The following is a 22,759-nucleotide window of genomic DNA, read 5'->3' as shown; positions in this document are numbered from 1 at the left end:
GCGGCATGCGTACAACCTCGGATCAGAAGCTGGCGAGGGGATAAGAGATCCGAGTGTTCATTGCGGAGTTCTCTCTGGAACTGGAACGAGCCGAGGCTGAACCTGAGGGTGACTCGGGCGTCGTCCGCCCGTCGGCGCCGACCTCCCGGGGGCTGCGCCGCGTTCGCCCGAGCGCGTTGAGGCGGGCCAACTGGTCGTCGGTGAACATGAGATCCGACGCCGCGACGTTCTCCTTGAGATGCGTGGGCGAGCTGGTGCCGGGAATGGGAATGATCGTCGGGGAGCGGTGCAGGAGCCACGCAAGCGCCACCTGACTCGGAGTCGCTTCCAGCTCGGTGGCGACGTCGGTCACCGGGCTTTTCGCGGCTGCGAGTTCACCGCGGGCGATCGGCAGCCACGCGATGAAGGCGATCGAGTGCTTCTCGCAGTACTCGATCACCTCGTCATTGCGCCGGTCGGTCAGGTTGTACAGGTTCTGCACGCCGGCCACGGTGATGTGCTCACGGGCCTCCTCCAGTTCCGCGACGGTGACTTTCGACAGCCCGATGTGCCGGACCTTTCCTTCGTCCTGCAGTTCCTTGAGCGCGCCGAACTGCTCGGCCGCCGGCACCTTCGGATCGATCCGGTGCAGCTGGAAGAGGTCGATGCAGTCGAGTCCCAGCCGACGCAGGCTCAGCTCGGCCTGCTGCTTGAGGTATTCCGGTCGGCCCAACGGCACCCACTGATCGGGACGGGGCCGGCACTGTCCGGCCTTCGTCGCGATCACCAGGCCGTCGGGATACGGGCGCAGTGCTTCGGCCAGCACTTCCTCGCTGCTCCCCAGCCCGTAGGAATCGGCCGTGTCGATGAAGGACACACCGAGGTCCACGGCCAGCCGGGCCGTGCTGACCGCCGCTTCACGGTCTTCCGGCGGACCCCAGTGTCCCGGGCCGGTCAGCCGCAGGGCGCCGAATCCCATCCGGTGAACCGGAAGGTCGCCACCCAGCGAGAAGGTGGTCCTGTCGGGCTGCGTCATTCGTTCCTCCTGAACGACGTCCGTGAACTCGGGTGGGGCACGTGGTGACCTCGGTGCGGGCGCGGCGGTGACGGCGGCTGTGCCGTAGGGGTGGGCGTGCTGCCTCCAGCGACAACCACCGCCACTCCACCCACCACCAGGCCGTCGTCGACGCCGGCACCCGGCCGGCCGAGCAGAGGGGACGGCCTCTGCCATCCGGACACGGTGGATCCCTGGGTCAGGGGGCCGCCGTCGACGGCACCCGCTCGTCGGCTCTGCGGGTCACCTCGTGTCCCCGTGCCAGGGTGAGCCGTACGATGTCGCAGACCCGGCGGATGTCCTCGCGGGAGACGGTGGGACCGGTGGGCAGGGCGAGTACCATCTGCGCGAGCCGCTCGGTGTGGGGTAACGTGACCGGCTGCTCCGAGCGGTAAGGCTCCATCTCGTGGCACCCGGGGGAGAAGTACCGCTGGCCCACCACGTTCTCCGCTCTGAGCACCTCGTCCAGCAGGTCACGGTGGACACCGGTCACGGCGGCGTCGACTTCCACGATCAGATAGTGGTAGTTGTTGCGCTCGGTACGGTTGAATTCCATGACCTTCAGCCCGGCGAGCCCAGCGAGTTCCGACTGGTAGTCGTCGTAATTGGCCTCGTTCCGGCGAACCGTTTCCTCGAAGGCGTCGAGTGAGGTCAGGCCCATCGCGGCGGCGGCTTCGGTCATCTTCCCGTTGGTGCCCGTCTCCCTGGACACGCGTCCCTGAACGAATCCGAAGTTGTGCATCGCGCGGACCCGCTGGGCCAGTTTCTCGTCGTCGGTCACCACCGCGCCGCCCTCGAAGGCGTTGACCACCTTGGTGGCGTGGAAGCTGAACACCTCGGCTTGCCCGAAACCACCGATCGGCTGCCCTTCCGACGTGCAGCCGAGCCCGTGTGCAGCATCGTAGAACAGCTTAACGCCGTGATCGGCCGCGACCTTCGCCAGCTGGTCGACCGCGCAGGGACGACCCCACAGATGGACCGGAACGATCGCACTCGTGCGAGGGGTGATCGCCGCCTCGACCAGTGCGGGATCCAGGCAACTGGTGGCCGGGTCGATGTCAACGAAAACCGGGGTCAGACCCAGCCAGCGGAACGCTTGCGCGGTCGCCGGGAAGGTCAGCGACGGCATGATGACCTCCCCGGACAGATCGGCGGCGCGAGCCAGCAGCTGGAGGGCGACGGTCGCGTTGCAGGTCGACACGCAATAGCGCACGCCGGCCAGTTCCGCCACTCGCTGCTCGAACTCCCGGGCCAGCGGTCCGCCGTTGGTCAGCCACTGGTGGTCCAGCGCCCAGTTCACACGATCGAAGAACCGGGCTCGGTCACCGACGTTGGGCCGCCCCACGTGAAGCGGTTGCAGGAATGCCGAAGAACCGCCGAACATGGCGAGATCGCCGAGATTGCGTTTCATGGTCATACCTCCCCGGTGCATGGGAAAGTGCACCCGGCAGCGGCACTGAGGACTTGGATGTGCCGAAGAGACAGGACCGCAGTGCACGACGACTTCTCCGACGTGCACGTGCGAGAGGGGTGTACGGACTCGATCAGTGCTTGCGGCGCCAGTAGATGCCCGTCACGTCCACCGTCTCGATCGGTTCGTCGATGCCGTGTTCACTCCGGTAGTCGTGGACGGCCTGCTTGCACGCCGGGATCAGGTAGTCGTCCACGATCACGAACCCACCCACGGAGACCTTCGGGTAGAGGTTGACCAGCGCGTCCATCGTCGACTCGTACAGGTCGCCGTCCACCCGCAGGACCGCGAGCCGATCGATCGGCGCGGTCGGGAGCGTGTCGGCGAACATGCCGGGAAGGAACTTGACCTGGTCGTCGAGCAGGCCGTAGCGAGCGAAGTTCTCCCGCACCTGCTCCTCGGAACAGCTCAGTACCCAGTTCAGGTGGTGGAATTCCATGGCCTGGTCGAGCGGGTGACTGTCCTCGGACGTCACGGGAACACCGGCGAACGAGTCGGCAAGCCATACGTTCCGGTCTTCCACGCCGTGCGCCTTGAGGAGTGCGCGCATCAGGATGCAGGCGCCACCGCGCCACACGCCGGTCTCGATGAGATCGCCGGGAACACCGTCCTGGAGCACCTGCTCCACACACATCTGGATGTTGTCCAGGCGGTGCAGGCCGATCATGGTGTGCGCGACCGTCGGCACGTCCAGACCTTCGGCCCGGTGGTCGGCGTCGAACGCCCCGCGGTCGATGGCCGAGCCTTCCGCGTCCGGACGCATGCTGTCCGCCAGATCCTTGTCCAGGACGTTCATCCCGACCGGGAAAGTAGGGTGATCCCCATAGATAGTGTTTGCCACAACACGTTTCACGAGGTCCACGTAAAGCTCGTGAGTCTGCACAGTCAAAGTACCCCCCAGTTGGAGAATCAAGCGGAGAAATAAATTCTTCAACCGACCCTAACGGCTGTCCGGAAGGGGGGCAAGGATTCATTTCGGCGGTATCGGTAGATGCGCTTTCTTCGCGTGTCCGGGGCGAAGCCGAGGGCCCGGCCTGTCGACCCGCCCGGCAGGAACGCACGCAAAGGCCCCAAGGAGCGACGGGCCGCAATATCCTAGAATTTCTTCTGTTTCTCGTCGGTTATCCGTCTGCCGGCCATTGTCCCACTGCTGTTCAGCATATTGCAATCCTCATCGGGTCGATTCGCGTTAACGGGACGGGCCGTCGGTGAATTCTGATCGATTTCCCTGGGCCGCGCGGGCCGCCTCGGTCACGTCACCGCATGAAGCCGCGTGCGTGCTCCCAGCCTGCTGCGACATCCGCCTCCAGCTGGTTGAGTCGTGCTGTGACCACTTGGTCGAACCCGTCCATGAAGTACTCGTCGCCGGCGTGCGGCGCTATCCGGTGGTCGTCGTTCACGAACCGCTCGACCACCTCCGCCAGGGAGGTGCCCGGCCCCACCCTGCCTGCGATGTAGCGGTCCGCTCCGTCAAGATTCGGGAAACCTGCCTCCCGGTACAGGTACACGTCACCCAGGAGGTCCACCTGCACGGACACCTGGGGATGCACGGACGGGCGCATGGTCTGGGGCCTGATCCTCAGCAGCTCGGCGTCAGCGCCGGTCTTCAGGCTGTGCAACGCGTAGCCGTAGTCGATGTTCAACGTCGGGGTCCGCCGGCTCACCTGCTCCTCGAATGCGAGGAGCCCTTCCTGGAGTTCAGTGCGTTCGGCCTCGGACAACCTGCCGTCTCCCCGGCCGCTGTAGTCCTCGCGCACGTTCAGGAAGTCCACTGGTCGGTCCGACGCTGCCTCGTTCAGCTCGGCGATGAAGTCGACGAGGTCGAGCAGGCGGTGGATGCGCCCGGGCAGCACGATGTAGCTGAGCCCGACCCGAATCGGGCTCTCCCGCTCGGAACGCAGCTGCTGGAAGCGTTGCAGATTGGCGCGGACCCTTCCGAAGGAGGCCCGCTTACCCGTGGTCTCCTCGTACTCCTCGTCATTGAGCCCGTACAACGATGTGCGCACCGCGTGCAGATCCCACACCCCGGGCTGTCTGGCCAGTGTCCGCTCGGTGAGCGCGAACGAGTTCGTGTACACGGTCGGCCGCAGGCCGCGGGCCGCCGCACGACTACTGAGCGCTCCCAGCCCCGGGTTGGTCAGGGGCTCCAGGCCGCCGGAGAAGTACATGGCGTACGGGTTGTCGGCCGGTATCTCGTCGATGACGGACTCGAACATCGCGTTGCCGGACTCCAGCGCCGAGGGATCGTAGCGGGCACCGGTCACCCGGACGCAGAAGTGGCAGCGGAACATGCAGCTCGGCCCCGGGTACAGGCCCACGATGTACGGGAAGACCGGCTTGTGCGCCAGGGCCGAGTCGAAGACTCCCTGCCGCTCCAACGGCAGCAGGGTGTTCTGCCAGTACTTGCCCGCCGGCCCGGTCTCCACGGCGTGACGCAGCTCCGGGACGAGACCGAAGAGGCCGAGGAGACGGCCGAAGGAAGCCCGGTCGACGTCCAGCAGTCGGCGTGCGTCCTCCAAGGGAGTGAAGGGGTGGTTCCCGTAATGCTCGGCCAGCTGTACGAGCCTTCGGGCGACCGTCGGGTCCTCGTCAGCTCCGACGTGTCCGTCGGCGGTCAGGGCGTGGTGCACCGTGTGGACCGCTGCCGCGAGGTCGGCGCCAGGGCGAGCGCACATCGCGACCGGATCGGCCGGGGTGGAGGCTTGAGACATCATCCTTCATGTCCAATCGTCTGCGTCCGGATGCTCGGTTCGGACCCCGGGGAACAGGGCCAGGACGGCGCCACGCCTCCTTGTCGTCGGGTCACCTTTGCCCTCGAAGGCGCGCAGCGGCACGTGCCCGGGCTCCTGACGGGTGTGGGGGTGCCGCCCTGTCGCGGCGGGGCGGTCACCGGGGCAGCACCGCTACGGAGGCGGTCAGGGACGTCTCCGCGGCGGAGGGCCCCACGTACACGGACCTCTTGCCGGTGCCCAGCTTCCACGTGCCGGCGGACGTGTCCCAGTGACGCAGTTGCTGCTCGTCGACGGGAACGGTGACGCGCCGCCGCTCTCCCGGCTGGAGGGTGACCTTGGTGAATCCGGCGAGTTTGCGCAGCACCTGGCGGGCCTGGGTGTCCGGGCTGGCGCCGAGGTAGACCTGGACGGTCTCCCTGCCCACCCGGTCACCGGTGTTGCGGACGGTGACCGTGGCCTCGAGCCCCTGGGCGGTGCGCGCCACGGACAGGCCGCTGTAGGCGTAGGTGGTGTACGACAGGCCGTACCCGAACGGGAAGAGCGGTTCTACGCCGGTCCGGTCGTACCAGCGGTAGCCGACATCCAGTCCCTCGGAGTAGGTCTCCTTGCCGTCGACACCCGGGTAGCGGTGCGGGTCACCGGCCATGGGATGGCCGGTCTCGGTGGCGGGGAAGGTCTGTGTCAGCCGACCACTGGGGTTGACGTCGCCGAACAGCAGCGAGGCGGTGGCCTCCGCGCCCTCTTGTCCCGGGTACCACATCTCCAGCACGGCGGCGGTCTCGCGCAGCCAGGGCATGAGCACCGAGGAACCGGTGTTGAGGACGACGATCGTGCGGGGGTTGACCTTGGTGACCGCCGCGATCAGCTGGTCCTGCCGACCGGGCAGGGACAGCGAGGTCCGGTCGACGCCTTCGGCGCTGTCGTCCTGGGCGAAGACGATGGCGGTGCGGGCCTTGGCCGCCGCCGCGACGGCGCTGCTGAAGTCGTCCCGGGCCGCCTCGGGAGTGACCCAGCTCAGCTCTACCGACAGCGGGGTCTGTTCGAAGGCCCAGCCGTTCATGGTGACTTCGTGCGTGCCGCGGGTCAGATGCATCGTGGTGGTGACGGTGCCGAACGCCTCGCTGCCGAGGACAGCGGACTGCCCCGCGATCTGCAGGTTGGCGACTCCGCCGACGGCAGTGAAGGCGATCTTGTAGTCGCCGTCGGCGGGGACGGTGAGTCGCCCCTTGTAGAAGACGCCCTGGCCGCTGGGCTCCAACTGCTTCCCGCCCTTGAAGGCGGGAACGAGGGAGCTGTCGGGCAGGGGCACGCCGACGAGGTCCTCGCCGGGCTCGTGGACGACCCGGGCCTTGTCGCCGGCACGCCGAGCGATGGCGTCGACGGGGGCGGTCGCCTGGTCGGGTATGACGTGCGCGCTGCCGTTGCCGGTGACCTTGGGGTGCTTGGCGCTGTTACCGATGACGGCGATGTCCGTGGCGTCCTCGCCGGCCAAGGGCAGCATCCGGTGCTCGTTGCGCAGCAGCACGCCGCCGTTCTCGGCGATGGTGCGGGCCGCCCTGCGGCCGGCCTCGGGGTCACGGTGCGGGCGCTCGGTCGCCTTGCCGTCGAGCAGGCCGAAACGCTCCATCTGGCCGACGATGCGGGTGACGGAGCGATCGAGCGTCGCCTCCGGGATGCTGCCGTCCTGGATGGCCGTCTTGAGCGCGGAGGAGAAGTACTTGGAGTCCGGCACCGGCTGGCCCAAAGTCAGCTCGACGCCCAGCTCCTGGTCGAGGCCCTTGGTGATGTCGCCGGTGCCATGGGTGGCCAGCCAGTCGGACATCACCCAGCCGCGGAAGTCCCACTGTTCGCGCAGCACGTCCTGGAGCAGATGCGCGTTGCCGCAGGCGTGCGCGCCGTTGACGCTGTTGTACGAGCACATCACCGAGGCGGCTCCCGCCTGGACGGCGCTGCGGAAGGCCGGCAGTTCCACCTCCTGCAGCGTCTGCTCGTCGACGGTGGCGTCGATGGTCTCCCGTTGGTACTCCTGATTGTTCGCGGCGAAGTGTTTGACCGTGGCCATCAGGCCCTGGTCCTGGATGCCGCGGATCTCGTCGGCGGCCATCCGGGACGACAGCAGGGGGTCCTCGCTGTACGTCTCGAAGTTCCGCCCGGCGTTCGGCACCCGAATGATGTTGGTCATGGGGCCGAGGACGATGTCCTGCCCGAGGGCCCGTCCCTCCCGGCCCAGGACGCTGCCGTACTCCTCCGCGAGGTCTCCGTCGAAGGTGGAGGCGAGCGCCACGGGAGTGGGCATGGCGGTGGCGGTACCGCCGAGCAGCCGGATGCCGACCGGGCCGTCTGCGGTGCGTAACTCGGGTATGCCGAGTCGTGGAACGCCCGGCAGGTAGCCGATACCGGTCATGGTCGGCCCGCCCTCGGGCCCGGTGGTCCAGTGGACGAACGAGATCTTCTCGTCGAGGGTCATCCTCGCCACCAGGCCGCGCACCCGCGGGGTTCCCGGACCGGCGTCCTGGGCGCCGGCGGAAGGGGCGGTGAGGAGACCTCCGACGCACAAGGCCGCGAGAGCCGAGCTGAGGGTGCGCCGGGTGCGGCGGCCGGTTCTCCCTTTGCCGAACAGCATGCTGACGGACGTCCTTTCTGCTGAGGATGCCGTCCTCACAGAGACCATGGCATTCGTCTTCTCCTTGGGCACGACCCGGTCGCTGTACGTACGGCCTCGCCACCAGCCCCGGGCAGCCCCGCGTCCGGGGCCGGGGCCGCTCACCTCGCGCCATGTCACGACGCTCACCAGGCCACGAGCATCGAGCGCGGCCCTCGCACCACCATCTCCGTCTTCCACTCGGCGTCCTGGGCGAGGTGCAGCCCGGGGAGTCCGTCGAGCAGGGTCCGCAGCGCCTCCTGGAGTTCCAGTCGCGCGAGGGACGCACCGAGGCAGTGATGCGGACCATGTCCGTAACCGAGATGCTGGCGGGCGTCGTCGCGGGTGATGTCGAGTACGCCGGGTGAGGGAAAGCGCAGGGCGTCCCGGTTGGCCGCGTTCATCTGGATCAGAACCGGCTCGCCCGCCCGCACCAGAGTCCCACCCACCTCGACGTCCTCGGTGGCGTAGCGCGGGAACCCCGCTTGACTGCCCAGCGGAATGAATCGCGTCAGCTCCTCCACCGCGTTGTCCAGCAGATCCGGTCGGTCGCGGAGGAGGGCCAACTGGTCCGGCTGTTCGAGCAGGACAAGGACGAAGTTGCTGATCTGGCTGGCCGTGGTCTCGTGTCCGGCGAACAGCAGGAAGACGATCAAGTTGACCAACTCCTCCTGCGAGAGCCGGCCCTCGGTGTCGCGGGCCTCCACGAGTGCCGATACAAGGTCGTCCTGCGGGGCGGCGCGACGGTCTGCGACCAGGTCCGCCAGATAGCCCATCAACTCGCCGGCCAGCCGCACATGGTCCTCGGCGGTGAGCGAGCTGGTGGACATCGCTATGTCGCACCAGCCGCGGAAGAGCGCACGGTCTTCCTCGGGCACGCCCAACAGGCCGCAGATGACCGCCACCGGGATCGGGACGGCATAGTGCTCCACAAGGTCGACAGGCGAACCGATCGCCGTCATGTCCCGGAGCAGCGACGCGGTCATCTCCCTGACACGCGGCCGCATGGCCTCCACGCGACGCGGAGTGAACGCTTTGGTCACCAGCCCCCGCAGCCTGGTGTGATCAGGTGCGTCCATGCCGAGGATGCCGTTGGGGGTCCGCAGTTCCCGCATGCGCGGCGCGTCGTTCTCCGCCTCCGCGGCGTGGCTGAACCGCCGGTCGCCGAGGACGAAACGTGCGTCGTCGTAACGGGAGACGAGCCAGCCCGGCTCGCCGTACGGCATGCGGACCCATAAGAGTCCTTCGCTCTTCTGGGCCTGCTCGTACGCCTCGTCCAGTTCCAGTCCCTCCGAACGGCTGAAGGGATAGGAGACGGGTGCGGACTGCGTCCTGCTCAATTCGGACCCCACATCGAGTCGGTCGGGTTCTTTCTCGTCCGCCGCCGGCCGCTTGCCCGGGGCGGAGCTTGTGGCGATCACTCAGCCGGGTCGTCCCACGTGACGGGGACCGCCTCCGGGGTGCGCAGCAAGGAGCCCGTCCGCCAGCGGAGTTCGCCGGCGGGGACGGACAGTCGTAGCCCCGGCAGACGTTCGACCAGTGTGCTCAGCACGGCCTGTAGTTCGAGCCGTGCCAGGGGGGCGCCCATGCAGTAGTGGACGCCGTGACCGAAGCCGAGGTGCGGGTTCTGGGGGCGGGTGAAGTCGAGGTACTCGGCACCGGGAAATGCCGTGGCGTCGAAGTTCGCGGAGGCGATCGAGGTGATGACTGCCTCGCCCGCGCGGATGAGTGTGCCGCCGATCTCGACGTCCTCAAGGGCGATGCGAGCGAATCCGTCCATGGTGCTCAGCGGGGTGAAGCGCAGCAGTTCCTCGACGGCGGCGGGAACCAGGCCCGGGTCGGCGACCAGGCTGTCGTAGAGGCGGCGGTCGCTGAGCAGGATGTGGACGAAGTTGCCGATCTGGGTGGCCGTGGTCTCGTAGCCGCTGATCAGCAGGCCGGAGCCGATCATGAGAAGCTCGGCTTCGGAGAGGCGGTCACCCTCGTCGCGGGCCTGGACCAAGGTGCTGAGGAAATCGTCGGTGGGCCGGGCGCGGCGATCGGCCACCAGCACGGCCATGTAAGCGGTGAAATCCTCGGTCGCCTGCTGTACCTCCGCGGGACTCAGCGAGGACGAGACCAGCGCCTCGGAGAAGGCCCGGAAACGATGGCGGTCGTCGTACGAGACGCCCAGCAGTTTGCAGATCACGGAGATCGACACGGGCAGGGCCAGATCTTCCATGATTTCCCCGGACGGCTCGTCGCGGGCGACCATTTCGTCGAGCAGCTCGTGGGTGAACCGCGAGACCTGCGGGCGTAGCTCCTCCACTCGGCGGGCGGTGAACGCCTGCCCGGTCAGCCGCCGAAGCCTGCTGTGCTCGGGCGGGTCCATGGAGATGAGGCCGCCCGCGGGCAGCGGGTATTCGGTGGGCCGGGGCACGTCACGTCCGGCCCCTGCCTCCATACTGAACCGCTGGTCGCCCAGGACCGCCTTCACATCGGCGTGCCGGGTCAGGAACCAGGCCTCGCCCCCGTACGGCATACGGACCCGCGACACGGGTTCGTGCTCCCGCAGATGGCTGTAGAGCGGATCCAGCGCGATGCCGTCGAAGGTGGAGAACGGGTAGGGGCGGGCCTGGGACACCGGGCAGCTGAACGTCATGAGAACTCTCTCGGTCGTACGGGGACGGCGGGAGGGGCTGGGAGCTGTGAACCCTGTGCGGCGAGCCCGGTCGCCGTCTGGATCGTCCGGCATACCGCTTCGGCGTGCTCGGTGAGGTAGAAGTGCCCCCCCGGGAAGGAATGGAAGGCCGTTGCCCCTGTGGTCAGTTGGTGCCAGGCCCGGGCTCCGTCGGCGGGGACGTGGGGGTCCTCGCTTCCCGTCAACACGGTGATCGGGCAGGCGAGCGGCGCCCCCGGGCGCCAGGTGTAGTTGTCGGCGGCCCGGTAGTCGTTGCGGATGGCGGGCAGGGCCAGGCGCAGGACCTCTTGGTCGGCCAGCACACGGGGGTCGGTACCTTGCAGTTCGGCGAGCCTGGCGACCAGCTTGTCGTCGCTCACGAGATGCATGGTGGTCCGAAGGGGGACGGTCGGGGCGACGCGGCCGGAGACGAACAAGTGCGCCACCTCGGCTTCCGGCGCCTGTTGCTCGAGGTGGCGGGCGGTCTCGAAGGCCACCAACGAGCCCAGGCTGTGGCCGAAGAGCGCCACTGGCCGGTCCAGCCAGGGTGGGAGAGCCGCGACGATGTGCGCCACCAAGGCGTCGACGGTGTCCACGAACGGTTCCAGGCGCCGGTCCTGCCGCCCGGGGTACTGGACGGCGAGCACCTCGACCGATTCCGGAAGCAGTCGGGTGAGAGGGAGAAAGGCGCTGGCGCTGCCGCCGGCGTGGGGAAGGCAGACGAGCCGGAGCGCGGGGTCGGCGACGGGCCGGAAGCGGCGCAGCCAGAGGTCGTCCGCGTCGGTGGAGCCGGGCACGGTAGCGGCGGGAGTCTCCCCCCTGGGGGGTTCGCTTGCGGACGTCACGATTTCAGCGCCTTCCACCATGTCCCGTTGGCCCGGTACCAGTCGACGGTCTCCGCGAGGCCGGTCTCGAAGGCGACGCGGGGAGCCCAGCCCAGCTCCTCGGTGATCTTCCGGGTGTCCACGCAATAACGGCGGTCGTGCGCCGCCCGATCCGGCACCCTGTCGACCACGGACCAGTCGGCGCGGAAGATGCCGAGGAGGTGGCGGGTGAGGTCGACGTTGGACAGCTCCGTTCCGCCGCCGATGTTGTACACCTCTCCGGCCCTTCCCCGGTCGGCGACCATGGCGATGCCCCGGCAGTGGTCGTCCACGTGCAGCCAGTCGCGCCGGTGGAGGCCATCGCCGTACAGGGGAAGGCGCAGACCCTCCAGCAGGTTGGTCACGAAGAGCGGGATGACCTTTTCGGGATGCTGGTGAGGACCGTAGTTGTTGGAGCAGCGCGTCACTCGGACGTCGAGGCCGTGCGTGCGGTGAAAGGCGAGGGCCAGGAGGTCCGAGGAGGCCTTGGACGCCGCGTAGGGGGAGTTCGGGTCCAGCGGGTGATCCTCTGCGGAGGATCCTTCGGTGATCGAACCGTACACCTCGTCGGTGGAGACGTGGACGAAGCGGCTGACCCCCGCGTCCAGCGCCGACTGAAGCAAGATGTGAGTGCCCAGGACGTTGGTGGTGATGAAGGCGGCGGAGTCCGTGATCGAGCGGTCCACGTGTGATTCGGCGGCGAAGTGCACCACGAGGTCGATGCCGCGCAGAGCCTGGCCGACCGTGTCCCGGTCGCAGATGTCACCGTGCAGGAAGGTGTAATGGGGATGGCCGGCGACCTCGGCGAGATTTTCGGTGTTTCCGGCGTACGTGAGCTTGTCCAGCGCTAGGACATGGGCATCGGCCAGCTCCGGATAGGAGCCCGACAGGACGTGTCTGACGAAGTTCGAGCCGATGAAGCCCGCCGCCCCGGTCACCAGGACGCGCATCATTGATCCGCCTTTCTGCCGTGCTGTGCGGGAGGGGTGATCAACTGGTCGGCGTCGCCTTGAATCCCGAAGCGACCTCCATGACATAGCTCCCGTAGCTGGAGGCGCTCAGCTCCTCGCCCAGCCGGTAGCAGGTGTCCGCATCGATGAACCCCATACGCAGTGCGATCTCCTCCAGGCAGGCGATGCGTACGCCCTGGCGCTGCTCCAGCAGCTGGACGTACTGACCCGCCTCGAGCAGGGAGTCGTGGGTCCCCATGTCCAGCCACGCGAATCCGCGACCGAGTTGGGTCAGTCGCGCCCGGTTCTGCGCCAGATAGGAGAGGTTGATGTCGGTGATCTCCAACTCGTTGCGGGCGGACGGCTTGAGTTCCTTCGCCAGCTCGACCACGTCGTTGTCGTAGAAGTACAGCCCGGTGACCGCGAGGTTGGAGCGGGGACGCTTCGGTTTCTCCTCCAGCGACAACACGTGCCCCTGCGCGTCGATTTCGGCGACTCCGTAGCGTTCGGGGGACTTGGACGGATAGCCGAACAGCTCGCATCCGTCGAGGCGTTGGAGGCAGTTCTTCAGCACGGTGGAGAATCCTGGACCGTGAAAGACATTGTCGCCCAGAATGAGCGCCACCTGATCGTTTCCGATGTGTTTGTCGCCGACCAGGAACGCGTCGGCGATACCGCGTGGCTTGTCCTGAACCGCGTAATCGAGGTGTATGCCGATGCGTGAGCCGTCGCCGAGCATGACCTGGAACGTTTCCACGTGATGGTGCGAGGAGATGATGAGAATGTTCTGGATGCCGGCCAGCATCAACACCGACAGCGGATAGTAGATCATGGGTTTGTCGTAGACGGGCAACTGTTGCTTGGAAAGCGCACCGGTCAGCGGCTGCAATCGAGTGGCACTGCCCCCGGCGAGGACTATCCCCTTCACCTTGGGGCGTTTCAGCGGGGTCTCGAACACGGGTGGTCCTCCGAGGCATTCATTGCCGATAGGGGGAGACGCTCTCTGAAGGCCGGCAGACGTGATTGCCCGGGTGCGTGGATGGGCCGGGTCAGCCCGCCGTGTGCATGTCGTGGGCGGAACCGGGCGGCGCGGACGCATGCCCCACAGCCCCCGGAGGGACCGGCCCGGCCGGCGATTTCCTCGTGGACGTAGCCACGGCCCGGCACGGCGGGGCGCACCCGGACGCCCTTTGCCGCCGCCCGTTGCTGCTCCTGCCAAGCCTGGTACGTAGGCAGGAGTCCGAGTCGTTCGGCTGTCGCGATGGTCGGGGCGTTCCTGTCCCTGTCGGAGAGCAGCGGCTCGATGTCCGCGGGCCACGCGATGCCGAGGTCCGGGTCGAGTGGATCGATGGAGTGCTCACGCTCGGGGGCGTACCCGGAGGAGCACAGGTAGACGAGAGTGGAGTCGTCGGTGAGGGAGAGGAAGGCGCGGCCCAGCCCCGCGGTCAGGTAGACGGCGGTGTTGCGTTCAGCGTCCATGGGCACGATCTCCCAGCGCCCGAAGGTCGGTGAACCGGTACGGACGTCCACGACGACGTCGAGGCCGGCTCCGCGCACACACACGCTGTATTTGGCCTGACCGGGCGGGACCTCGGCGTAGTGGATGCCGCGCAGCGCGCCGCGCTGGGACACCGCGACGTTGATCTGGGCCACCGGGAAGTCATGGCCGAACGCCTGACGGAACTTCTCGCCCTGGAACCACTCGTGAAATCTCCCGCGTTGGTCGGAGTGGATGACGGGTTCCTGCGACCAGGCCCCCTCGATGCTGAGTGGGTGCATCGCGTTGTACGCCCTTCGCACTGGCAGAGGTGAGCAGCTTCGGTCGAGGGGGATCAGCTGGAGCGTCTCCAGTAGGAACCCTGGCGGTCGATCTGGTGGATCTCATCTGTGATGCCGTGCCTGTCCCGGAAGTCATGCACGGCCTGTCGGCACGCCGGAATGCAGTAGTCGTCGACGATGATGTATCCGCCGGCCGACACCCTGTGGTACAGGTTCGTGAGCACATCCTTGGTGGCTGCGTACGAGTCCCCGTCGAGCCTCAGCACTGCGAGCTTCTCGATGGGTGCGGTAGGCATCGTGTCCTTGAACCAGCCGGGGAGAAAACGGACCTGGTCGTCCAGGAGCCCGTAACGTTCGAAGTTTCTCTTCACCGTCTCCACATCGACCGGGATGCTGAGGATCTCGTTGTACTGGCCGAGATCGATGTCGACATCCAGTTGATGGTCGTCCTCGGCGGTCTTGGGGAAGCCCTGGAAGGAGTCCGCGACCCACACCTTCCGGTCGCGCACACCGTACGCCTCGAAGACGCCACGGGCGAAGATGCAAGCCCCGCCCCGCCAGACCCCGGTCTCCGCGAAGTCTCCCGGTACGCCGTCGCGCAGCACGCTTTCGAGGCACTTCTGCAGATTGTCGAGCCGCTTGAGGCCGATCATCGTGTGCGCGACGCGCGGATAGTCCTCACCCGTTGCGCGCAGCTCCGGGGAATAGGAGCTGTTCGTGATGAATCCCGCGACGTTGGTCTGGTCCTCGTAAATCATGTTCGTCACGACCTTCTTCAGAAGGTCGAGGTACAGGTTTGCGCCGACAGGTGTGACTGTCATTTTCCTCGCCTACGGGTAGCAGTGCCCAGCGGGCGGCTCATTCCGGGCAGGGCCGTTATGCCTGAATCCCCTGGATCCAAGGGGGATGAGCTGGATGGAGTGACCATCTAACAACAGCGATCACGCTCGGACAAGGGTGGAGATTCAGCCACGGCAGGTGTCGCAACTGTCTGAAAATTAGGGGCGATATGGTGCGTTAACCATCGTGGCCGCTCGAAGTCTAGCCTTGCTGGGCAGCCGACCGTGTGATTGCATATTCGAGGAAGATGCAGCTCCTCCGATTGTGTTTAGGGCGAGGAAATCCTTGGAATCTTCGAAAGTTGTTCACAACAGCCCTCCGGAGCCGGGTGTCGCATGGCCCTTAGCGCGTACCTGCCCCTTGAGCCTCCCCGATGAGTACGCCGAGAAGCGGAAGAACGAGCCCATATGTCGGGTTCAGGTGTGGGACGGCTCCAGGACCTGGCTCATCACCCAACACGAGCATGTGCGAGCCCTTCTCGCCGACCCCCGGGTCACCGTCGATCCGGCCAAACTGCCCAAGCTCTCCGCCTCCGACGGCGACGGCGAAGGTTTCCGGTCGCTGCTGACGATCGATCCGCCGGACCACAATGTTCTCCGCCGCATGCTCATATCCGAGTTCAGCGTGCGCCGGGTCCGGGAGATGCGGCCGGGCATCGAGCGCACGGTGCACGGGCTGCTGGACGGGATCCTGGAACAGCGCGGACCGGTGGACCTGGTGGCCGAACTTGCCCTGCCCATGTCCACCTTGGTGATCTGCCAGCTCCTCGGGGTGCCGTACGAGGACCATGAGTTCTTCCAGGAGCGCAGCGAACAAGCCACACGGGTGGGCGGCAACGAGGAGTCACTGGCCGCCCTCTTGGAACTGCGTGACTACCTGGACCGGTTGGTCACCGCCAAGATCGAGGCTCCGGGTGACGACCTACTGTGCCGGCTCATCGCGGATCGGCTGCACACCGGTGAGATGCGGCATGCCGAGATCGTGGACAATGCCGTGCTGTTGCTCGCCGCCGGTCATGAGACCAGCGCCAACATGGTGGCCCTCAGTATCCTGACGCTGTTGCAGCACCCCGGCGTGCTGGCGGAGTTGCGTGAGGACAGGACGCTACTGCCCCAGGCGGTCGACGAGCTTCTGCGCGTCCACTCCATCGCGGACGGCCTTCGACGGGCGGTCACTGCGGACATCGAGCTGGGTGGCATCACGCTGCGTGCCGGGGACGGTCTCATCGTCTCGCTGGCTTCCGCCAACCGTGACGAGGACGCCTTCGCCTCTGCGGACGACTTCGACCTGCACCGCCCGGTGCGCCAGCACGTCGCTTTCGGCTACGGCCCACACCAGTGCCTGGGGCAGAACCTGGCCCGGCTGGAGCTGGAGGTCACGCTGGGAGCGGTGGTGGAGCGCATTCCCACGCTCAGGCTGGCCGGTGGAGTCGACGCACTGCGGGTCAAGCACGACTCGACGATCTTCGGGCTGCACGAGTTGCCGGTCGAGTGGTGACGGAAGGGGGACACAGGGTGCAGGTGACAGTACAGCAGAGCCGGTGCCTGGGAGCCGGCCAGTGCGAGCAGTTGGTGCCGGAGGTTTTCCGCCAGGACGAGGAAGGGCTGAGTCAGGTCCTGGTCAGCGAACCCGAGCCGGCGCTGTGGCCGCGGGTGCTCCAGACGGTTCAGCTCTGCCCCGTGCAGGCCGTGGTCGTCGAAGAGGGTTCCGGTCACCCGCCGCGGGACACCGAGTGACGGCTGACCGCTGGGCCGGCCGCACGGTGCTCGTCACGGGTGCGCTGGGGTTCATCGGCTCACACTTCGTCCGGCAGCTGGACGCGCGCGGAGCTGAGGTGGTGGCCCTCTACCGCACCGAACGGCCCGAGTTACAAGCCGAGTTGTCGGCTCAGGGCCGGGTCCGCTTCGTGAGGACGGAGCTGCGGGACGAGTCGGACGTGCGCGGAGCCTTCAAGTACCTGGCGCCGTCCATCGAAACCGTCGTCCACTGCGCGGCAATGGACGGCAACGCCCAGTTCAAGCTCGAGCGCTCCGCCGAGATCCTGGACAGCAACCAACGGACCATCTCCAACCTGCTCAACTGCGCACGGGACTTCGGCGTGGGCGAGGTTGTCGTCATGAGCTCCTCCGAGCTGTACTGTGCGGCACCCACCGCCGTGGCGCGTGAGGAGGACGACTTCCGCAGGTCCATGCGGTACACGGACAACGGTTACGTTCTGTCCAAGACCTACGCTGAGATTCTGGCCAGGCTCCACCGCGAGCAGTTCGGCACCAATGTCTTCCTGGTGCGGCCGGGCAATGTCTACGGGCCGGGGGACGGCTTCGACCGGTCCCGCGGGCGGGTGATCCCGAGCATGCTGGCCAAGGCCGACGCGGGTGAAGAGATCGAAATCTGGGGAGACGGTAGTCAGACCCGGTCCTTCGTACACGTCGCCGACCTGGTGCGAGCCTCGCTGCGCCTGGTGGAGACCGGCAAGTACCCAGAGATGAACGTGGCCGGCGGGGAGCAGATCTCCATCCTGGAACTGGCCCGGACGGTGATGACCGTCCTGGGACTGCCCGAGCGCATCCGCCTCGACCCCAGCCGTCCGGTAGGCGCTCCGAGCAGACTTCTGGACCTGTCCAGAATGTCGGAAGTGATCGACTTCGAGCCTCGGTCCCTGCGGGCCGGGCTGGAAGAGACCGCTCGCTGGTTCCGCCGTCTCAAGCGCTGAACCCTCCTCGTACTCCTGGAAGGTAACTCGTGGCCAAGCACGTCCCGAACTCGTTGATCCGCGAAATAATCCGAGCTGCCGGCGGACATGACGCCGACCTCAAGGACCTGGCCGCCCGGCACGCTCCGGCCGACATCGTCCGTGCGCTCCTGGAAGAGATCACCACGCGCTGCCCCGCTCCCGTGAACGATGTCCCCGTCCTCGTCGAGCTGACCGTCCGGTCGGCCGACCAGCTGTTCCCCTCCTACCTGTACGTCCTCAAGGGCGGCCCGGTGCGCCTCGCCGCCAAGGACGAGGCGTTCGTCGCCATGCGTATCGAGTACGACCTGGAGGAACTGGCACGGGAGCTGTTCGGACCCGTGCGGGAGAACGTCACCGGCGTGCGCCGGACCACTCTCTTCCCGTACGTAGCGGCCGAGCAGTCGGAAGGCGACGGGGGCGCGGGAGCCGAGCACATCGGCACGCACTTCCTGGCCGCGCAGCAGGGTTCCCAGACCGTGCTGGCAGGCTGCCACTCCCACAAGCCGGACCTCAGCGAACTCTCCTCGCGCTACCTGACCCCGAAGTGGGGTTCGCTGCACTGGTTCACCCCCCACTACGATCGCCACTTCAGCAGTTACCGTGACCAGCAGGTGCGCGTACTGGAGATCGGCATCGGCGGTTACAAGCACCCCGAGTGGGGCGGCGGCTCACTGCGCATGTGGAAGCACTTCTTCCATCGCGGTGAGATCTACGGGCTGGACATCGTCGACAAGTCACACTTCGACGCGCCGCGCATCACGACCCTGCGCGGCGACCAGAGCGACCCCGACTACCTGCGATCGGTCGCCGAGGAGTACGGCCCGTTCGACATCGTCATCGATGACGGAAGCCACATCAACGACCACATCCATACGTCGTTCCAGGCGCTGTTCCCACACGTGCGGGCCGGTGGCCTCTACGTGATCGAGGACCTGTGGACCGCCTACTGGTCCGGCTTCGGCGGCAACGAGGACCCGAAGCAGTACAACGGCACGAGCCTGGGCCTGCTCAAGTCCCTCGTGGACTCCATCCAGCACGAGGAACTGCCGGAGGCCGGCGGCCACCGTCCCGGGTACGTCGACCAGCACGTGGTCGGCATGCACCTGTACCACAATCTCGCCTTCATCGAGAAGGGCACCAACGCCGAGGGCGGCATCCCCCCGTGGATCCCGCGCGACTTCGAGACGCTGGTCGCCGTCTCCTCCGGGGGGCACGAATGAGCAGTCGGCACCAGGCACCAGGACACACCCGACAGGGCAACGGGGGGCCGGCATGCGTGTGACCCTACTGAGCGTGGGATCCCGAGGCGACGTACAACCGTTCGTCGCCCTGGGGATCGGCCTGAAGGCCCGTGGCCACGACGTCACCCTGGCCGCTCCCGCCACGCTTCGGCCGCTGGTCGAGCGCGCGGGTCTGACGTACAAGCTCTCGCCCGGGGACCCCGACGGGTTCTTCACCATGCCCGAGGTCATCGAAGCGCTGCGGCGCAGTCCCTCGTTCAAGAACATGCTCGCGGGAATGCCCGAGGCACCCGAGAGCTACACGCAGCAGGTCGTCGACGCGATTCACGAAGCTGCCGAAGGCGCCGACCTCATCGTGAACGCGCCCCTCACCCTGGCCGCCGCGTACGGGCACCCGCCCGCCCCGTGGGCCTCGGTTTCCTGGTGGCCCAACGGCATGACCTCGGCCTTCCCGGCCGTCGAGTCCGGGCAGCGCAGGCTCGGTCCGCTGACGCCTCTGTACAACCGTTACACCCACCGCAGAGCGGCCCGCGACGAGTGGGAGTGGCGGCGTCCCGAGATCGACGGCTACCGTCAGAGACTCGGTCTTCGGCCCTTCGGCGACAAGTCCCCCTTCCTCCGACTGGGCCACGACCGCCCGTACCTGTTCCCCTTCAGCCCCAGTGTGCTGCCCAAGCCGCGGGACTGGCCGCGTCAGAGCCATATCACCGGCTACTGGTTCTGGGACCAGCACTGGGAGCCGCCCGCCGAGCTGGAGGCGTTCCTGGAGGACGGGGAACCCCCGGTGGCGCTCACCTTCGGCAGCACCTGGTCACTCCATCGGCAGGAGGAAACCCTCCAGGCCGCCCTCGATGCCGTCCGCGGCGTCGGACGCCGACTCGTCATGGTCGACGGGCCGGACGGTGACCTGCCCGACGACGTGCTCCGCCTGCACCAGGTGGACTACGCCGCCCTGTTCCCCAGGATGGCCGCGGTGATCCATCACGGCGGCGCCGGCACGACCGCCGAAGTCGTGCGGGCCGGAGTGCCACAGGTCATCGTGCCGGTCTTCGCCGATCACCCCTTCTGGGCGGCGCGGCTGTCCAGAGCAGGCGTCGCCGCCCGGCCGGTGCCGTTCGCCCGGTTCAGCCGAGAGGCACTCGCACAGAGCGTCCGTCAGGCGGTCACCGATCCCGCGATGGCGGCCCGGGCCAGGCGGCTGGGCGAAGTGGTCTCCAAGGAACGGGGAGTGGACACCGCCTGCGACATCCTCGAGAAGTGGGCGGAGACCTCACGGGCCGCGGCCTGAGACGGCCACCGGCGGGCCCGGGGCCCGCGCCGCTACGCCGACAGCCGATAGGCGGAGAGCCGCACGGAGAGCGTGACCTGGGACGGCACCGGCAGCCGCTGCATCGTCTCGTAGTCCTGCCGCGAGTCACGGTGCCAGGCATTGGGCCCCATGCCGATCAGCTGGGCCAGAGCCTGGTAGTCCAGTGCCATGGTCCGGACCAACTGCTCCGTGGCGACGGCCGAGAAGTGCGGGGCGAGCTGCTCCGCGAGACGCGACTCCTTGCCTTCGTCCACCTGCATCAGGCCGAAGGTGCCGATGAGTTCCTGCAGGTGATCGGGCGCGGGAGTGACAACCAGGAGGACGCCACAGGGATGGAGGATGCGATGCAGTTCCGGACCGTTGCGGGGAGCGAACGTGTTGATCACCACGGCGGCGGCGTCGTCCTGCAGCGGAAGCGTCTGCCAGGCGTCGGTGACGGCGGCCGCGATCCGCGGGTGAGCCTTGGCGGCACGTCGCACGGCGTATTTGGAGATGTCCAGCAGCAGGCCCTCGACATCAGGGAACGCGTCCATGACCTTGGCGTGGTAGTGGCCCGTTCCGCCACCGATGTCGACGATGCAACCGGGCACGGCCGGATCAGCCGTCCGCCGCGCCAGATCGACCAGCGCATCCATCACGGGGTCGTAGTGCCCCGCCGACAGGAATGCGTCGCGGGCCTCCACCATTTCCTTTGTGTCGGCTCGCAGCTTCGTCGCCCTCGGAAGCAGATTCACGTAACCCTGCTTCGCGATGTCGAAGGAGTGTCCGGCGGGGCAGGAAAGTGCACGGTCGCCCAGCGCCAGCGAAGCACCGCAGTGCGGGCAGGCGAGGTATCGCACGATCCTGTTGAGCATGAAGCACCGTTCCTTCGGGCGAGTCGGCGGACCGGCCAACCCTAACGCAGTCATCCGGACCGCCGGCCGCCCGGTGCGGTGCCGAAGAATCCCCGTGACGCGCACCCGCAGCGGATGAACCCCCATTCATGCACGACACGAAATCCCGCCAATTCCCCGGCGGTTGTTCACGGAATGCCGTGCATGTGGCCTCGCCCATTTCAGCAAGTGCTGACAGTCGCCCTGCTCTGTCGGCGTGACAGCCCATATCGATCGACCAGGAGTTTTGATGGCCCCGAAGAGTGGTGCGCAGCGTTCGAGCGACATAGCCGTCGTCGGCATGTCCTGCCGCCTTCCGGGGGCACCTGGCATCGAAGAGTTCTGGGAACTGCTGACCTCGGGAGGCAGCGCGATCGAGCGTCGCGCCGACGGCACCTGGCGAGGCTCCCTGGAGGGTGCCGCCGACTTCGACGCCGCCTTCTTCGGCATGTCCCCTCGCCAGGCCGCCGCCGCGGACCCGCAGCAGCGTCTCATGCTGGAACTCGGCTGGACCGCCCTGGAGAACGCCGGGATCGTCCCGGCCAGCCTCGCCGGCACGGACACAGGCGTCTTCGTCGGCATCGTGGCCGACGACTACGCGGCGCTCCTGCACCGGTCCGAGACCCCCGTCAGCGGCCACACCGCGACGGGCCTGAGCCGGGGTATGGCCGCCAACCGCCTCTCCTACCTCCTGGGCCTGCGCGGTCCCAGCCTCGCGGTGGACAGCGCCCAGTCCTCCTCGCTGGTCGCGGTCCACCTGGCCTGCGAGAGCCTGCGCCGCGGCGAGTCCGACCTCGCGATCGTCGGCGGCGTCAGCCTGATCCTCGCCGAGAACAGCACGGCAGGCATGGAGCTCATGGGGGCGCTCTCGCCGGACGGCCGCTGCTACACCTTCGACGCTCGCGCCAACGGCTACGTACGGGGTGAGGGCGGAGCCTGCGTCGTCCTCAAGCCTCTGGACCGGGCACTGGCCGACGGGGACCGCGTCCACTGTGTCATCCGAGGCAGCGCAGTCAACAACGACGGCGGCGGCTCCACCCTCACCACACCCCACCGCGAGGCCCAGGAAGCCGTGCTGCGCACGGCGTACGAACGGTCCGGGGTCGCCCCGGACCAGGTGTCCTACGTCGAACTGCACGGCACGGGAACGCCTGCCGGCGACCCCATCGAGGCGGCGGCTCTCGGCACGGTGCTCGGCACGGCCCGGGGCCGGAGCACACCGCTGTCCGTGGGGTCGGCCAAGACGAACGTCGGCCACCTGGAAGCGGCTGCGGGCATCGTGGGATTCGTGAAGGCCGCCCTGTGCGTCCGTGAGGGCGCCGTACCTCCGAGCCTGAACCACGCGACGCCCAACCCTGCCATTCCTATGGACCGGCTCAACCTGCGCGTACCCACGCGACTGGAGCCCTGGCCGCAGCCCGACGAGCAGGGAACCGGCCGGCTGCGACTGGCCGGCGTCTCGTCCTTCGGCATGGGCGGGACGAACGCGCATGTGGTGTTGGAGGAGGCGCCGGCCTTGGAGGAGGGGGAGGTCGGGGCTGGTGTGGCGTTGGCTGTGACGCCGGTGGTGGTGTCGGGTCGTTCTGTGGGTGTGGTGGGTGAGCTGGCGGGCCGGTTGGGGGGTGTGGCGGGGTC

Annotated in this window: 18 protein-coding genes and 1 pseudogene; 6 read left to right on the top strand and 13 right to left on the bottom strand. The window is 67.6% G+C overall.

Annotated elements, in window-relative coordinates; genetic code table 11:
- Nucleotides 1-22: 22 nt before the first annotated feature.
- The 12 genes and pseudogenes from GTY56_RS09945 to GTY56_RS09890 form a co-directional block, all read right to left on the bottom strand.
- Nucleotides 23-1,015, bottom strand: a complete 993-nt coding sequence (locus GTY56_RS09945; RefSeq protein ID WP_161364548.1) for an aldo/keto reductase — start codon at nt 1,013-1,015, stop codon at nt 23-25.
- Nucleotides 1,016-1,232: 217 nt separating this feature from the next.
- Nucleotides 1,233-2,444: a dTDP-4-dehydro-6-deoxyglucose aminotransferase gene (locus GTY56_RS09940; RefSeq protein ID WP_161364547.1), complete on the bottom strand. Its 1,212-nt coding sequence runs from the start codon at nt 2,442-2,444 to the stop codon at nt 1,233-1,235.
- 133 nt (nt 2,445-2,577) lie between these two features.
- Entirely contained in the window at nt 2,578-3,366 is a 789-nt protein-coding gene (locus GTY56_RS09935) for a TylF/MycF/NovP-related O-methyltransferase (RefSeq protein ID WP_161364545.1), read from the bottom strand.
- Between the two features lie 394 nt (nt 3,367-3,760).
- Nucleotides 3,761-5,179 carry a dTDP-4-amino-4,6-dideoxy-D-glucose ammonia-lyase gene (desII, locus tag GTY56_RS09930; protein ID WP_237524543.1) on the bottom strand — a complete coding sequence of 473 codons (1,419 nt, stop codon included), beginning with the start codon at nt 5,177-5,179 and terminating at the stop codon, nt 3,761-3,763.
- Nucleotides 5,180-5,390: 211 nt separating this feature from the next.
- On the bottom strand, nt 5,391-7,859 hold the full coding sequence (locus tag GTY56_RS09925; RefSeq protein ID WP_161364541.1) for a beta-glucosidase family protein: 2,469 nt from the start codon (nt 7,857-7,859) through the stop codon (nt 5,391-5,393).
- A 164-nt stretch (nt 7,860-8,023) separates the two neighbouring features.
- The gene (locus GTY56_RS09920) at nt 8,024-9,217 is read right to left on the bottom strand and encodes a cytochrome P450 (RefSeq protein WP_161364539.1); all 1,194 of its coding nucleotides are present in this window, start codon (nt 9,215-9,217) and stop codon (nt 8,024-8,026) included.
- Nucleotides 9,218-9,294: 77 nt separating this feature from the next.
- Complete coding sequence (locus GTY56_RS09915) at nt 9,295-10,518, bottom strand: cytochrome P450 (protein WP_161364537.1); 1,224 nt, start codon at nt 10,516-10,518, stop codon at nt 9,295-9,297.
- The gene (locus tag GTY56_RS09910; RefSeq protein WP_346345455.1) at nt 10,515-11,381 is read right to left on the bottom strand and encodes a thioesterase II family protein; all 867 of its coding nucleotides are present in this window, start codon (nt 11,379-11,381) and stop codon (nt 10,515-10,517) included. Before GTY56_RS09910 ends, GTY56_RS09915 begins: the two co-directional genes overlap by 4 nt.
- Nucleotides 11,378-12,349, bottom strand: a complete 972-nt coding sequence (rfbB, locus tag GTY56_RS09905; RefSeq protein ID WP_161364582.1) for a dTDP-glucose 4,6-dehydratase — start codon at nt 12,347-12,349, stop codon at nt 11,378-11,380. Before rfbB ends, GTY56_RS09910 begins: the two co-directional genes overlap by 4 nt.
- A gap of 40 nt (nt 12,350-12,389) precedes the next feature.
- Nucleotides 12,390-13,277: a glucose-1-phosphate thymidylyltransferase RfbA gene (gene rfbA / locus GTY56_RS09900; protein ID WP_161364579.1), complete on the bottom strand. Its 888-nt coding sequence runs from the start codon at nt 13,275-13,277 to the stop codon at nt 12,390-12,392.
- 263 nt (nt 13,278-13,540) lie between these two features.
- A pseudogene (locus GTY56_RS09895) lies at nt 13,541-14,128 on the bottom strand (dTDP-4-dehydrorhamnose 3,5-epimerase family protein); the annotation flags it as partial.
- 53 nt (nt 14,129-14,181) lie between these two features.
- Nucleotides 14,182-14,949 (bottom strand): TylF/MycF family methyltransferase, encoded by a 768-nt coding sequence (locus GTY56_RS09890; protein ID WP_161364533.1) that lies wholly within the window; start codon nt 14,947-14,949, stop codon nt 14,182-14,184.
- 484 nt (nt 14,950-15,433) lie between these two features.
- On the opposite strand from GTY56_RS09890, the gene GTY56_RS09885 reads away from it, so the two are divergent.
- Genes GTY56_RS09885 through GTY56_RS09865 form a run of 5 tightly spaced genes read left to right on the top strand, consistent with a single transcriptional unit; the run spans nt 15,434 to nt 20,231 of the window.
- On the top strand, nt 15,434-16,465 hold the full coding sequence (locus GTY56_RS09885) for a cytochrome P450 (protein WP_346345454.1): 1,032 nt from the start codon (nt 15,434-15,436) through the stop codon (nt 16,463-16,465).
- 23 nt (nt 16,466-16,488) lie between these two features.
- Nucleotides 16,489-16,704 (top strand): ferredoxin, encoded by a 216-nt coding sequence (locus GTY56_RS09880; RefSeq protein WP_346345453.1) that lies wholly within the window; start codon nt 16,489-16,491, stop codon nt 16,702-16,704.
- Nucleotides 16,701-17,681, top strand: coding sequence for an SDR family NAD(P)-dependent oxidoreductase (locus tag GTY56_RS09875; RefSeq protein WP_161364527.1), 981 nt, complete (start codon nt 16,701-16,703; stop codon nt 17,679-17,681). Before GTY56_RS09880 ends, GTY56_RS09875 begins: the two co-directional genes overlap by 4 nt.
- A 29-nt stretch (nt 17,682-17,710) precedes the next feature.
- A complete protein-coding gene (locus GTY56_RS09870; protein ID WP_161364525.1) occupies nt 17,711-18,922 on the top strand; it encodes a class I SAM-dependent methyltransferase in 1,212 nt (403 codons plus the stop codon).
- 52 nt (nt 18,923-18,974) lie between these two features.
- Entirely contained in the window at nt 18,975-20,231 is a 1,257-nt protein-coding gene (locus tag GTY56_RS09865) for a glycosyltransferase (protein ID WP_237524541.1), read from the top strand.
- A 32-nt stretch (nt 20,232-20,263) separates the two neighbouring features.
- Here the strand turns inward: GTY56_RS09865 and GTY56_RS09860 are convergent, their stop codons facing one another.
- A complete protein-coding gene (locus GTY56_RS09860) occupies nt 20,264-21,106 on the bottom strand; it encodes a putative RNA methyltransferase (protein WP_161364521.1) in 843 nt (280 codons plus the stop codon).
- A 268-nt stretch (nt 21,107-21,374) separates the two neighbouring features.
- Here GTY56_RS09860 and GTY56_RS09855 point away from each other — a divergent pair.
- On the top strand, nt 21,375-22,759 hold a 1,385-nt coding region (locus tag GTY56_RS09855; protein WP_161364519.1), incomplete at its 3' end, for a beta-ketoacyl [acyl carrier protein] synthase domain-containing protein.

Source organism: Streptomyces sp. SID5643 (assembly GCF_009872555.1).
GTDB classification, from domain to species: Bacteria; Actinomycetota; Actinomycetes; order Streptomycetales; family Streptomycetaceae; genus Streptomyces; species Streptomyces iakyrus.
This window is presented reverse-complemented; position numbering and strand designations above follow the sequence as displayed.